General features: G+C 66.7%; 8 protein-coding genes and 3 pseudogenes. 3 read left to right on the top strand and 8 right to left on the bottom strand.

The window, feature by feature from the left end:
* Positions 1 to 133: 133 nt before the first annotated feature.
* Positions 134 to 867 (top strand): annotated as a pseudogene (locus ACFV2X_RS48270) (integrase core domain-containing protein); the annotation flags it as partial.
* A gap of 31 nt (positions 868 to 898) precedes the next feature.
* Here ACFV2X_RS48270 and ACFV2X_RS48265 read toward each other — a convergent pair.
* Positions 899 to 1,105: pseudogene (locus ACFV2X_RS48265) on the bottom strand (rhamnose isomerase); the annotation flags it as partial.
* Positions 1,106 to 1,180: 75 nt separating this feature from the next.
* Here ACFV2X_RS48265 and ACFV2X_RS48260 point away from each other — a divergent pair.
* The gene (locus ACFV2X_RS48260; protein WP_385628951.1) at positions 1,181 to 2,266 is read left to right on the top strand and encodes an integrase core domain-containing protein; all 1,086 of its coding nucleotides are present in this window, start codon (positions 1,181 to 1,183) and stop codon (positions 2,264 to 2,266) included.
* Positions 2,267 to 2,472: 206 nt separating this feature from the next.
* Here the strand turns inward: ACFV2X_RS48260 and ACFV2X_RS48255 are convergent, their stop codons facing one another.
* The 3 genes from ACFV2X_RS48255 to ACFV2X_RS48245 form a co-directional block, all read right to left on the bottom strand.
* Positions 2,473 to 3,951 (bottom strand): alginate lyase family protein, encoded by a 1,479-nt coding sequence (locus ACFV2X_RS48255; RefSeq protein WP_385628948.1) that lies wholly within the window; start codon positions 3,949 to 3,951, stop codon positions 2,473 to 2,475.
* A gap of 423 nt (positions 3,952 to 4,374) precedes the next feature.
* Entirely contained in the window at positions 4,375 to 4,548 is a 174-nt protein-coding gene (locus tag ACFV2X_RS48250) for a hypothetical protein (RefSeq protein WP_385628945.1), read from the bottom strand.
* 115 nt (positions 4,549 to 4,663) lie between these two features.
* Positions 4,664 to 4,912, bottom strand: a complete 249-nt coding sequence (locus ACFV2X_RS48245; protein WP_385628942.1) for a hypothetical protein — start codon at positions 4,910 to 4,912, stop codon at positions 4,664 to 4,666.
* Positions 4,913 to 5,415: 503 nt separating this feature from the next.
* Here ACFV2X_RS48245 and ACFV2X_RS48240 point away from each other — a divergent pair.
* Positions 5,416 to 6,618, top strand: coding sequence for an IS110 family transposase (locus ACFV2X_RS48240; protein ID WP_385628939.1), 1,203 nt, complete (start codon positions 5,416 to 5,418; stop codon positions 6,616 to 6,618).
* A gap of 248 nt (positions 6,619 to 6,866) precedes the next feature.
* On the opposite strand, the gene ACFV2X_RS48235 is transcribed toward ACFV2X_RS48240, so the two are convergent.
* From ACFV2X_RS48235 to ACFV2X_RS48220, 4 genes and pseudogenes are all read right to left on the bottom strand, one after another.
* Positions 6,867 to 8,432 carry an alpha-L-arabinofuranosidase B gene (locus ACFV2X_RS48235; protein WP_385628936.1) on the bottom strand — a complete coding sequence of 522 codons (1,566 nt, stop codon included), beginning with the start codon at positions 8,430 to 8,432 and terminating at the stop codon, positions 6,867 to 6,869.
* Between the two features lie 215 nt (positions 8,433 to 8,647).
* Positions 8,648 to 9,021: pseudogene (locus tag ACFV2X_RS48230) on the bottom strand (LacI family DNA-binding transcriptional regulator); the annotation flags it as partial.
* Positions 9,022 to 9,145: 124 nt separating this feature from the next.
* The gene (locus ACFV2X_RS48225; protein ID WP_385628934.1) at positions 9,146 to 10,522 is read right to left on the bottom strand and encodes a glycoside hydrolase family 43 protein; all 1,377 of its coding nucleotides are present in this window, start codon (positions 10,520 to 10,522) and stop codon (positions 9,146 to 9,148) included.
* A gap of 415 nt (positions 10,523 to 10,937) precedes the next feature.
* The gene (locus ACFV2X_RS48220) at positions 10,938 to 12,365 is read right to left on the bottom strand and encodes a glycoside hydrolase family 43 protein (RefSeq protein WP_385628932.1); all 1,428 of its coding nucleotides are present in this window, start codon (positions 12,363 to 12,365) and stop codon (positions 10,938 to 10,940) included.
* Positions 12,366 to 12,944: the final 579 nt, after the last annotated feature.

Genomic DNA, 12,944 nt, shown 5'->3' with positions numbered 1-12,944 from the left:
CGTCACCGATGCGGTCTTGCCGACAGGCATGCCCTCCGCGGACAGCAGCACGGTCTGGGCGGGCAGTGGCACGCCAGTCGTTCAGCCGCCACTGCGCGGTGGACGATGCGGAAGGTGTCGCTGCCGTCGTCGGCCGAGGCGGAATCCCGGTTGGGGCTACCGGAGGGTGCACGGTGAACTTCTCGTCCTGGGCGTGAAGGTCGCCGCGTCCACCGTCTGGCAGATCTTGAAGGAAGCTGGGATCGACCCGGCCCCGAGCGGGTCTGCAGTACCTGGGCCGACTTCTTGCATTCCCAGGCCGATGCCCTGCTGGCCTGCGACTTCCTGGAAACAGTCACCCTCTCCGGGGCCCGACTGCACGCGTTGGCGGTGATCGAGCACGCCAGCCGACGCATCCGGATCCTGGGGGCGACCGCGCACCCGGCCGCCTCATGGGCGACGCAGGCCGCCAAGAACCTGGTCATGGACCTTGAGGACGCGGGCTGCCGGGTGCGGTTTCTGATCCGGGACCGGGACGGGAAGTTCCCCGCCCTGTTTGATGCCGTCCTTACAGATGCGGGGATCGAGGTCGTCCTCAGCGGTGTCAGGATGCCGAGAATGAACTCGGTCATGGAGCGGTGGGTGCAGACCTGCCGGTGCGAACTACTGGACCGAACCTTGATCTGGAACCACCGGCACCTGCTTCATGCACTGCGGGAGTTCGAGCAGTTCTACAACGCTCATCGGCCACATCAGGGCATCGCCAACGCCCGGCCGCTGCACCCGTTACCCGCGCCGATCACCGATCCAGACCAGATCGCCAGCCTCAACATACGAAGACGCGAGCGCCTCGGCGGCATCCTCCACGAATACCGACATGCCGCATGACCTGGGCGGATGAGGTTCTCGGCAAGCGCAGGGTTCGTATGTCGTCCTGGCCGGGGTAGTTGATGCCGTCCGCGAACCACAGCTCCAGGTCCTGCGAACCAGTGGCGTCCATGATGTCGACGCACTCCAGCAGATGATCGACAGCCTTGCGGCGAGCCGCCGCGTCCGGGTGGCAGACACTGCCGAGCTTGTAGTCGTCGTCCTGGAAGGTGTTGGAGTTGATCGCGCCGAGCTTCACCCTGTGGGGCTCGGTTATTCATCGCTGCTGGTCAAACGCCCTGCCCCGGCATACAGAAGCTGCAACCATGTGTGGATGATCGTGTCGCTTCTGTACCAGGTGACTCGGCGTCTTCTCTCCGTCCCGGCAGTGCTTGTACGGCGGGACACCTCGAAGGAGGCTGAGCTTCTCGTCCTGCGTCACGAAAACGCCGTGCTACGACGCCAAGTACACGGTCGAGTACGGTACGAACCCGCGGACCGCCTGTGGTTCGCGTCCCTGTCCTCCCTGATCCCTCGCCGCCACTGGGACAAGGTCTTCCCCATCACCCCCAGCACGCTGCTGGCCTGGCACCGCAAACTCGTCGCCCGCCGATGGGACTACTCCCGACGACGCCGCGGTCCCGGACGGCCGCCCACACAGACCGCCGTCAAGAAACTCGTGCTGCGCCCGGCTCGCGAGAACAGCCGATGGGGCCACCGCCGGATCCAGGGCGAACTGGCCCGGCTCGGACACCCGATCGCCGCCTCGACCGTCTGGCAGATCCTCCACACTGCGGGGATCGATCCCGCACCGCGCCGCAGTGGCCCAACCTGGCGCGAGTTCCTCTCAGCACAGGCTACCGGCGTGATCGCCTGTGATTTCCTCCATATCGACACCATCGGCCTGCAACGTCTGTTCGCCCTGGTCTTCCTCGAACACCACACCCGGCGCCTGCACATCGCCGGTATCACCGCACACCCGACCGCAGCCTGGGCGACCCAACGACCCCGCAACCTCGCCATCAACCTGGGCACGCGCACGGACTCACTACGCTTCCTCATCCGAGACCGCGACAGCAAGTACACCGACGCCTTCGACGCCGTATTCCAGGCCGAGGACATCGAAATCATCAAGTCACCAGTCCGCGCGCCCAAAGCCAACGCCCACTGCGAACGAGTGATCGGCACCGTCCGCCGAGAAGTCCTCGACCACATACTCATACTCGGCGAAGCTCACGCCCGCCAGGTCCTGGCCGAATACCAGAGGCACTACAACACGCACCGCCCTCACCGGGCCCGACGCCAACTACCTCCCCAAGCCCACGAACAGCCACCCCCAGCCCTTGGGCCGACCAGCCGCCAAGCCCTGCGCACCCGCATCCTCGGCGGCCTGATCAACGAGTACAGGTATGCCGCTTGACCAGGAGCAACGATTATTCGGGCCCCACAGGATCGGCGGAGTGCCGGGCCCACCCCGACAGCCCCGCCCACATCCCGTCAAAGATTTTGACAGCTACACCGGTTCTCTCTTCCGTCCCTACTGGGCACCGGATCTCGCGGCAGCGCACGGCGCGTGCAGGGAGCCCGACTGTGGTCAGTCACCGGATTTTTGCGTCACCGCGGGTGTCACTCCGCGTCGCGGCGGGCCTGGCCGCGGCGGCGGAGCATCAGGAGGCCGCCGGCGACCGCGGTGACGCCGGTCGCGGCCGTCCACAGAGCGAGGTCCGAGGCACCGGTGGCGGCCAGGTCCTTGTCGCTCTTTCCGCCCTGGGCGCCGACGTCCCCGGAGGACTGCCCGGCCGAGGACTTGGATGAACCGGATGTTCCGGAGGTACCGGACTTGGCGGCCGCCGACTTCGACGGGGACGGTGAGGCCGCCGCCTCGGCCGCGGTGGCCTTGTCCCGGGTGTACGCCAGTGTGCCGAAGCCGAGTTCGTCGAATCCGCCGCTGTTCGGGCCGTAGTCGCCGCCGCCTCCCTCGGGCCCGCTGCGGGCCACCATCTCGCGGGTGTTCGGCATGGCCATGCCGCGCCTGTTGGCGTAGTGGTTGTAGACCCGCGCCCAGACCGGGCGCCTACCGCCACGGCCGCCTTCGGAGATGACGGTCTCCTCCGTGTTCAAGCAGTGCACGCCGTTTGTCCAGGTGTAAGTGGTGTAGGGCACCTCGTAGCCGAGGTTGTACCGGGCGACGTACTCGCACGCCTTGCGGAACTTGGAGTCCTCCGCGCCGTAGAGGTCGACGCCCTGGTTCCAGGCCATCTCGCAGATGGTGCCCATCAGGCCGATGCCCAACAGGCTGTGGCCCTGGTCGCGCCCGCTCTCCTGCCACTGGGCCAGGTCGTTGTCGTAGACGTAGGGGATCGCCTTGTCCAGCGCACCGTTGCCTGCGCCGTGGTAGAAGTAGTCGACCGTCTCGTTGAACTTGGCCCGGTCGTCGCAGAGGATCCCGATGGCCATGATCGAGGCCATCGAGCACAGGTCCCAGTTCGCCCAGTAGTGGCCGATGCAATTGGTCTTGCGGTGCATGAAGGAACGGTTCATCGGATAGAAGTGGTTGACCAGCATGTCCTGGAAACGGGCCAGGTCGAAGCCTGGGTAGCCGCGCATGAGCTCGCCGACGTTGGCGAACTGGTACCCCTGGATGCCCGCCATGAGCACGACTTCGGAGCCTCCGGCGATGCCCTTCAGCTTCCCCGACCAGGCGTTGCAGATGTCCCGTGCGGTGTCGGCGTGTGCGGTGTCGCCGGTGATCTTCCAGCACAGCGCGTTCTGGTAGGCGGCGTGGACGTCGTGGTAGAGAGCCCCGTAGTTCTGGACGCCGCTCCCTCCCCGGGCCGGGGTCGCCAGCGGGTTGGGCCGCCATGTGCTCTGCGAGTGACGGTTGGCGGTGAGCCTGGCGAAACCCGCCGTGTAGGGGGCGGCGCCCGCCTTCACCTTGGCGGCCATGCGCTCGAGATCGGCCCGAGTGTGGAGCATCCCTGGGTGCGCGAAGGATGTGCGCGCCGCCGTCGCGGGGGAAGCGGCCACGCCCGTGCCGATACCGACCGCGCCGGTCGCCGCTCCCGCGGCCTTGAGCATGGTGCGTCGGCTGATCTGAAGTGTCACTGCGTCGTTCCTCGGGTTCTTGTGGGGACAGTGCCTATGTAGGGGAGACGTGATACGGAGCGGGCGATAACACAAAAGTGGGCACCACCGATGAAAGGCAGGTGGTCTTGACGGTCCTCCGTCATGGGACTTAGCGTCACCCGGACGCATCTGGACAGGCAGGTCGACGATGGCGGACGCTCCCAGGAACACCCCCGTGGGCCGGCAACTCCAGGTGGAGACACACGGCCTCGATGTCATCCGCGACGCGGAACGCAGGGGCACTCCCCCATCACCGGGGCAAACGGCACGAACTCCGGTCTCAACCCACAGGGCAATCTGCCAGGGCGGTCCACATTCCGGGCACTTCGCGGGCAGTGCTGGCATCGTATGGCTATGGCAGCGATAGGAGACACGTCCGAGCCTGATAGCCCTGTACTCGGATCACGTTGGTCGGAGGTTGCGGATCCAGATCACGGCACCGCGTAGCTGGAGTCCGGCGAGGTAGCTGGTGGCGGTCTTGTCGTAGCGGGTGGCCAGGCCCCGCCACTCCTTGATCTTGTTGGTTGGGTAAGCCGCGCGACGAGGTGCCTGCCATGTGAAGGCCCTTTTCCGCACGGCCCCCCTCCGAGTGAAGTAGGCCGCCGACGAGGTGCCCGTGGCTCGGGTCCTTTCCGACGGCCTCTTCCCGAACCGGGCAGGCGAGATTTCCCCGCACCCGGCTCTCCGGTAGTCAATTCCGGGCAAGTGCTGTACTCCGTCCCGCGTGGATGTTCTGGTGGCAGCGTTCGCAGACCACGAGGGTCTTGCGTTTCCGCATGGCCATCAGCCGCACCCACGACGGCCGTTCCGGCCATCCTGGCTTGTTGAGATCGGCGAGTTTGCGGACGTGGTGGACTTGGAGTCCGGTGCGCTCTTCGCTTATCTCGCACTTCCCGGCGAGGACCCGATGAATCAGCTCATTGCGCCGTGCAGTGGCCATGACCGGCTGCCGGTCGGTAAGGACGGCGGTGCGCTTGCGTTTGAGAGGGATCCCTGTGCGACTCTGTCGCCCGATTCGTGGTGAGGTCCGATTCGATCAGCGCCACCTCCGCTTTCTCCGCCAGCGGTCCACCGGTCTCGCCAGGTCGGCTGAATCGGGCGACAGAGTCCTGTGCCGCTCGAAAAGTCATCGCCGCAGGTGAGCTGGATGCGGTCAGTCCGTTGGGATCATGTCCTCCGTGATCGTGTCCTTGTTGTACAAGGTGACCCGGAAGCTGCTCACTGTTCCATCGGTGCTCCGTAAGTTGTTGGGTGGCCCGGGAGGGGCGGATGTGGCTGATCAGTGCTTGCCAGTTGTGGCTCCGCAGGAGTGGCCGTCCGGTTCTCCGGGGTGCCCTGGCTGCTGATTGAGATGTGCGCGCTGTGTGCGGTCGCTGATTACGGAGCGGACAGCGGGGTGTTCCTCGCTCCGTACGGCACGCCGTACGGAGCGAGGAGGGGCGAGTGAGTAAGCGCCAAGCCCAGGTCTGGGCTGGGACCGACGCAGGCAAGGGGCATCACTGGGCTGCGGTGGTCGACGAGGTCGGCGCAACACTGTGGTCGAAGAAGATCTACAACGACGAGACGGCGATCCTGACCGCCCTCGGCGAGATCCTGGATCTGGCAGACGAGGTCCACTGGGCGGTGGACATCTCCGGGACGTCTTCGGCACTGCTGCCGGCCCTTCTCGCGGCCCATGGCCAGCAGGCCGTCTACGTCCCCGGCCGGACCGTCAACCGCATGTCCAGCGCCTACCGGGGCGAGGCGAAGACCGACGCCCGCGACGCCTACGTCATCGCGGAGACCGCGCGTCACCGCCGGGACTTCGCCACCATCGACGTGCCCGCCCAGTTGGCTGCGGACCTTTCCCTGCTGACCGCCCACCGGTCCGACCTGGTCGCCGACCGGGTGCGGATGATCAACCGGCTCCGCGACGTACTGACCGGCGTCTTCCCCGCGCTGGAGAGGGCCTTCGACTACTCGGCCCGCAAGGGTGCGCTGGTGCTGCTGACCGGCTGCCGGACCCCGGCCGCGATACGCCGCCGCGGCCGGGCCCGGCTGACGGCCTGGCTGGCAGGCCGTGGCGTGCGCAATACCGACGTGGTCGCGGCCACGGCACTGGAAGCCGCCCAAGCCCAGCAGACCGCGCTGCCGGGCGAGGATGTCGCCGCCCAGATCGTGGCTGACCTGGCGACGCAACTCCTGGCCCTGGACGACCGTTTGAAGCGGATCGACAAGCAGCTCGGCGAGGCATTCCGCAGCCATCCGCAGGCAGAGATCATCGAGTCCCTGCCCGGCATGGGGCCAATACTCGGGGCCGAGTTCATCGTTGCCGCGGGTGACCTCGCGGCCTACGCAGACGCTGGCCACCTTGCCTCGGCAGCCGGGCTGGTGCCCGTGCCCCGTGACTCCGGGCGCCGGACCGGCAACCTGCACCGTCCCAAGCGCTACAGCCGCCGCCTCCGCAGGGTCTTCTACTTGTCGGCGCAAACCAGCATGATGCGCGAGGGGCCGAACCGGGACTTCTACCTCAAGAAGCGCGGCGAAGGACTCAAGCACGTCCAGGCCGTCATTGCCCTGGCCTGCCGCCGGGCCGGCGTCCTGCGGGCTCTCCTGCGCGACAATCGGCTCTTCACCCCCGCCCCGCCGGTCGCGCCAACGGCTTGACTTCATCATTGAGCCTCCTGCGACGCGGGACAGCGAAGGAGGCGGAACTGCTGGTGCAGCGGCATCTTCTCCCAGGCTTCCCCCAAACGATCTCCAGGAACCGCTCAGGGGCCTGATCCACTCACTGGATCAGGCCCCCGACCTGGTCCTTTACTGTCCAGGCGGCGGGATTTGAACCCACGACCTCTTCGTCCCGAATGGGGATCGGTCAGGACTGTCGACTGCGGATCTCTTGGTGCTGTCCCTCGTCAGCTCCAGGGAGATGCGGTGACCCAACTGGTGTCCTGGGCCCACGACCTCGTGGAGTCCCAGGTGTTGGAGCCCCCGTTGCTGGCGATGTAGGCCGTGTAATTGTAGTGGCGGATGTATTTGGTCGGGAAGTTGAGGGACTGGAAGGAGATGCCGCTCCCGCTGTTGCCCGCGGTGGGGCAAAAGGTGGCGTCCTTCGCGAACGAGCTGCCGCCGGTGTCGGTGTTCAGGTAGAGCTGGTAGTTGGAGTGGCGCAGGAACTGGCCGGGGTTGTTGGCGGATTCGAAGGTCAGGCAGGAGGTGTTGGCCAGGCCGGCGCGGACGATCCAGGTGGCGTCGGCCTTGTCGGTGGCCGCGTTGGAGGAGTTGATGGGGGAAAGGACGACCTTGTTGTCGGCGTTGTTGTGGCGGAGGTAGTGGGATGTGCAGCAGGGCGAGGTGGTGGCCTTCAGGGAGATCCGGGAGCCGGGGGTCAGTGAGCCGGTGCTGGTCGAGCCGCTGTTGTAGCCGGCGGCGGTGATGTTGGCCTGTACGGCGTTCTCGGTGGCGTCCGAGGGGTAGCCCGAGGTCATGACGCCTTCGTAGAAGGTGCCGGCGCCGGTGTTGCTGTTGTCGCCGCCGATGCCGAGGATGATCGCGCCTTGCTTCTTCATCGGGTTGTAGCCGGGGGCGTTGGGGCGTACGCCGTTGTAGTAGGTGGACAGGCTGCCCGACTGGGCGTTGCCGCCGCGGATGGCCCACTGGTTGTGGCTGCCTTTGAGTGTGGCGGTCAGGAACCGGTGGCTGACGGAGGGGATGTCGTTGAAGCGGGTGTTGACCCCGGAGAACAGGCCGTTCTCCATGTCGGCCATGACCCAGGGTCCGGGGCCGCTGCCGTAGCCCCAGCCCTTGCTGTTGCCGAAGTAGAGGGCCTCCATGGTGCCGTTGCCGTCGTCGTTGCCGGTCGTCTCGGCGTTGCCGTAGTCGAAGCAGCAGCCGCCGTTGTAGTGGGTGCCGTCGAAGATCGCGTACATGCCCTCGGGCTGGTCGCCGGTGGCGATGCCGTTGGTGTTGTTGTTGCGGTAGCCGGTGCCGGGGGCGACGTAGACGCCGTACGCCTTGTGGCCGCCAACGGTGACCGGTGCTTCGAAGGCGTTGGCCAGGTTGTCGTTTCCGTCCTCGGCCGGTCCGGGCCAGTGGCCCCTGAGCGCCTGGGTGAGCTTGTTGCCCTTGCCGGACTGGTCGTAGATGACGGTGATGACGCAGCTGGTGTTCGCGCAGAAGGAGTCCTGCGCGGCGGCGTCGGCGACACCTCCGGCGTTCAGCGGGAGGATGTCCTTGGTCGTGTTGTCGGAGACGCGCTTGACCTGGTACAGCGGACCGTTGTACGCCCCGTACAGGGCGCGGGTGGTGCTGTGCGCAGCGACGCAGGGGGTGCCGCCCGCGGCGTAGATGTCGCATGGCCCCTGGGTGGCGGCCTGCGAGGTGGTGGCCGTGGCGGTGAGCAGGCCGGCGGCGAGCGCGGCGGTGGCACCGGCCGCGAGGAGCGCGCGTCTGACGCTGCGTATCCACGGTGGCTTGATCATGAAGGACTCCTTCACCAGGTGGGTTGTGAGGGGTGAGCGTCGACGAACCCCTGGTGTCCGGCGGTGCGGACGCCGAGGGTTGCCTCAACGCTTCCGGGCCGGGTGCCGGATTCGGCTCTCTTCGGCACCGGCCCCGGGGCTGGTTGCTCGTCAGCTCCAGGGGAGGCGGCGAGCCAGTTGGTGTCATGGCCCACGACGTCGGGTTGTCGCAGGCGCATGTCCGGCAGCGGATCGGCCCCGTGCACGGACATCAGCGGGGCTCCGTCGCCCCGGCCGCCGCGGGCGTACTCCAGGAAGCGCTGCCGCTCGTCCGCTGAGCGGACCAAGGGGGCGGCAGTTGCATCCCCGTGTCCGTCAGCGCGTCCCACGAACGAGTGGACGATCTCCGAAATGACCGGCTGCGCGAACTGTCTCCAGTCCGGTTCCGTCAGGATGAGGGCCATGGCATCGGCCCGCGGCCCGCCAGTGGCCGGGCTGCAGGGTTGGGCACGTATCCCAGCTCCTCGATGGCTCGCCGCACGGCCCGCCTTGTCGACTCCTTGACACCGGCTGCGTCATTGATGACTCGGGAGACCGTGTTCTTCGCCACCCATCCTCCGCGGCCAGCGGCGCAATCCGTCAGCGCCGAATGTGAGACATGCCCGCATTCCTGATGGCCCGGTCGGAGTCAACCGACGCTTCCTGCTCGGTGCGGGCCCTCGTGGCGTGTTGCGTCAGTACCAGAGGGAGAACGTGGCGTCGGCTTTGCCGACGGCGGTGGTGATGGGGTCGATGCGCAGTACGTAGTCGTAGTGCCGGATGTAGCGGTCCGGGTAGTTGTGAGAGCGGAACGACGACCAGGACGGGTCGGCGAGCCCGGCGGTCTTGTGGAAGGTGGCGTCATTGGCGAACTTCGTGGTGCCGTCGTTGACGTCCAGTCTCAGCTGGTAGTAGGAGTGCCGCAGATAGCGGGTGGGTTGGTTGACGGACTGGAAGGAGACGCCGGAGGAGTCGGCCAGCCCCGGCACCAACTTCCATTGCGAGTCGGTGTACGGGTCGAAGGGGTACGGGTCGATGCGTCCGATGGAGTCGGCTTGCCGCCAGTATCTGTCCGGGAAGTTATAGGACTTCAGCCGGTTCCAGGCGGGCTTGCCCCACTTGGCGACCATGTTGTCGTACACCGTCTGGGGGATCGGCTGGATGGTGGCGTGTTTGGAGTTCAGCGGCTGGGTGTAGACGCGCCGGTCGGTGGCGGTCCAGGTGCCGGTGGAGAGGTCGCTGGTCTGCCAGGTGAAGAACAGCGCGTTGGCGTCGCCCCACAGGTACCAGGTGCCGGAAGCCTGGGCGAGGATCGGGCCCTCGATGCCTCCTTGCGGCGCCAGGCCCGAGGTGAAGACGGTGAAGCTGCCCGGGTCGAGGGAGGTGGACCTCGCCCCCACGAGGCTGTTGCGGGCCTTGAAGTACAGGTAGTTGACGCCGTTCACGCCCTTGGCCAGGGAGCCGTCGATGACGTCGTAGCCCGGGTCGAAGAAGACCTGCGGCGACGTCACCGTCTGGAAGTCCGTGGTGTAGTTGACCATGATCACGTTGTGTCCGCTGCTGTTGACGGACGAGTAGATGATGGCGTATTGGCCGCGGGAGGCGTCCCAGAAGGCTTCGGGCGCCCAGCTGTGGGTGGCCATCGAGTGCAGTTTCAGCAGGCGGTAGTTGTCGAAGGAGCGCAGGTCGGCGGAGTCCCAGACGTGGATGTACTGGCTCTGCTTGGTCCAGTCGGTACCCTTCAGGTCGGTCGCCATGACGACGAAGGTGCCGTCCCGCTTGGGCAGGATGAAGGGGTCGCGCAGACCACCGTCGCCCCCGGTCGGGGTCACGACGGGGTTGTTCTGATTCAGCGGCATCCACTGCAGCCCGTCGGTGCTGACCGCGAGGTGCAGGCCGTAGTCCGTGCCAAGGCCTCTGCGGGATTCGGTGAAGTAGCCCATGGCAAACGGGGAGCCCGTCGCGGCGCTCACGGACTGGCTACCGATGGTCAGCGCGCCGGTCACGGACAGCGGCACGGCCGCGGCCATGCCGAGGAACAGCCGGCGCGAGGGGAGGGGGGTTGCGTTCATCTGGTGCCTCCGAGGCGTATGGAAAGCCGGGGACACGGCTTCGGCTCCTTCGACGGTGCCGGTAGCGATGGACCGGCCGGCTTGGGGTGTGGGGCCGTCGTGCGGCTGGTCGAGGTGGCCGGTGAGTAGCGGTGGCAAGCGACGACGGCGTCGTGGCTAGGACGGAGCAGGGGTTCGTGTGCGGGGCGCCCGAGCATGTCGTGAGCGGCTCGGCCGGCCGGGCCTGCGAGGAGCGTGGTCAGGTGGGTCGCGGCCCGGTCCCGGGTTCGTGCCTGCCAGGTGTGTGGAAAACGTGGGCGGCGGTCGGGGTGCATTCGGCGACGCGGACGAAGCCGAGCAGGAGGGCGTTCGGTGGCCGATGCCAGGAGATGCCGGCGTTCTCCCTGGAGGCGCCGGCATCCCTGTCGGCGTCGGGTCAGCTGGTCACGCGGAAGGTGGCGTCGCTGCGTCCTGTCGCGGTGGTGATCGGGTCGAGGCGGAGTTGGTAGGCGTAGTGACGGATGTAGCGGTCCGGGTGGTTGTAGGACTGGAACGACGACCAGGTGGAGTCGGCGAGGCCGGTGACCTTGCGGAAGGTGGCGTCCGCGGCGAACTGGCTGCTGCCGTCGTTGTAGGCGAGCTGGAAGTCGTAGTTGGCGTGCCGAAGGAAGTAGCCGGGGTAGTTGACCGACTCGAAGGAGACCGTGTCAGTGCCTGTCAGGCCGGGCCGCAGCCGGAACTGGGCGTCGTCGGCGGGGCTGACGTCTGGGTCGACGCGCACGTCGAAGTTGGTGTGGCGCACGTACCGGTCCTGAAAGTTGTACGCCTGGAGTCGCTGGGCAGGGGTGTTGGGCCAGCGGGCGAGCACGCGGCTCTCCTCGGCGGCCGTGAGGGTCATGATCGCGCCGTGGCGCTTCGGGGTGCCGCCCATTTCGTAGCTTGCCGCATCCTGAAGCCGGTAGGAGCTGACGCTGAACGGGTTGGTCGTCAGGATGGGCCTGTATTCGCGTACGCCTTGCGGGTTGTTGTAGTCGATGTAGAGGGCCCACTCGTCGCGGTCTCGGAACTTCACCCAGACCGGGCCTTCGACCACGTTGCCGGTGAGGCCGATGCTGGAGAGGTTGCCGAGGTTGGTCCACGTCCCCAGGATCGAGTTGCTGCCCTCGACCGTGTTCTGGCCGTCGCCGGAGACCCGCACGTAGCGGAAGTTGCCGACACCGGCGGGCACCTCGGTCATCTGGGTGTCGACGACCGGCGTGCTGCCGGGAGGGTCGATCCAGATCTGGGGGGTGGTGATGGTGCGGAAGTCCTTGGTGCGGGCGTAGTAGATGCGGTACTTGAACACGCCGTTCACCGTGGCGTTCGTCGCCCAGTACAGGACGTAGTCGTTGGTCTCGGGGTTCCAGATCGCCTCCGGCGCCCACGCGTTGCGCCCGCCGACAATCAGTCCGGCGGTGCTGAGCAGCCACGGCTTCGACCAGGTCACCAGATCGGTCGACTCCCACACCACGAAGTTGGGGCTGCCGTTTTCGTACGTCGAGCCGCAGCGGACACACAGGTCGGTCGCGATGATCCAGTACTTGCTCCCGTCGGGAGAGCGCACCAGTGCGGGGTCGCGCACCCCCTTCGTGCCGATCTTGGAGTTCAGGACCGGCGCTCCGCCGTTGAGGTCGTTCCAGTGCAGGCCGTCCGTGCTATGTGCGAGGTACAACATCTGACCGGTCGCGGAATCGCCGGTGAAGTGCACCATCAGGTAGCCGGGGTCGGCGGCGGCCGCCCGCTGGGGTGTGGCCAGGGCCTGGCCTGTGAAGAGGAGGCAGACGGCGAGCGCTATCACCGTCAGCCGGGCACGAAGCGCGGACATGTGGATCTCCTGTCGGTGTGCAGGCGCCACCGTCGGGCGAAGGGGGGAGAGAGCGGTGCGGCGCGGGAGGCTCGGTCTCGGTGTGGGCGGGACTTCTCTGGTCCAGGCTCGGCGGGCATGGCTTTCGAAGTGCGGCGATGTCAATGGTGGGTCACCGGCTCTCCGCCTCTTGGTGCCGACCGCTGTTGCTCCCGGCGGCGTTCCGTCCCATTGCTCGGCAGGGGGAAGACTTAGTAGCCAACGCCCTGTCAGACCAGATAATTTGTACGGGATATCGAACACTGTTCGTAAGCTCGGGCAGACAATAAGTCCGCGAAACGGAGTGCGTCAATACATCCGACATGCGTATCCCCTTGAACGGCCTGTCCAGCCAACCTGTAGCTCGGTGGCGCGAGTTGGCGCGGACGGCTCTTCGTCTCGGGCGTCAGTCGACTCGATGGATATGTCTATACAGAAGCATTGACTCCGGCAGGTACAGAACCTATGTTCTGGCCGAAACCGCGAACAGTGTTCGATATACCGGCAAGATGTGAACGGGCGGTATCGCCGCACACCAGCACCAGAGGGAGTACTCCGTGA

The sequence above is a fragment of the Streptomyces sp. NPDC059679 genome, assembly GCF_042734105.1.
Classification (GTDB): Bacteria; Actinomycetota; Actinomycetes; order Streptomycetales; family Streptomycetaceae; genus Streptomyces.
Note: the sequence above shows the minus strand (reverse complement) of the source record. Positions and strands in the feature narration are given on the sequence as shown.

Coding starts and splice junctions, on each gene's coding strand:
- ACFV2X_RS48260 (WP_385628951.1), top strand. CDS start 1,181: ATGATCGTGTCGCTTCTGTACCAGGTGACTCGGCGTCTTCTCTCCGTC.
- ACFV2X_RS48245 (WP_385628942.1), bottom strand. CDS start 4,912: ATGGCCACTGCACGGCGCAATGAGCTGATTCATCGGGTCCTCGCCGGG.
- ACFV2X_RS48235 (WP_385628936.1), bottom strand. CDS start 8,432: ATGATCAAGCCACCGTGGATACGCAGCGTCAGACGCGCGCTCCTCGCG.
- ACFV2X_RS48225 (WP_385628934.1), bottom strand. CDS start 10,522: ATGAACGCAACCCCCCTCCCCTCGCGCCGGCTGTTCCTCGGCATGGCC.
- ACFV2X_RS48220 (WP_385628932.1), bottom strand. CDS start 12,365: ATGTCCGCGCTTCGTGCCCGGCTGACGGTGATAGCGCTCGCCGTCTGC.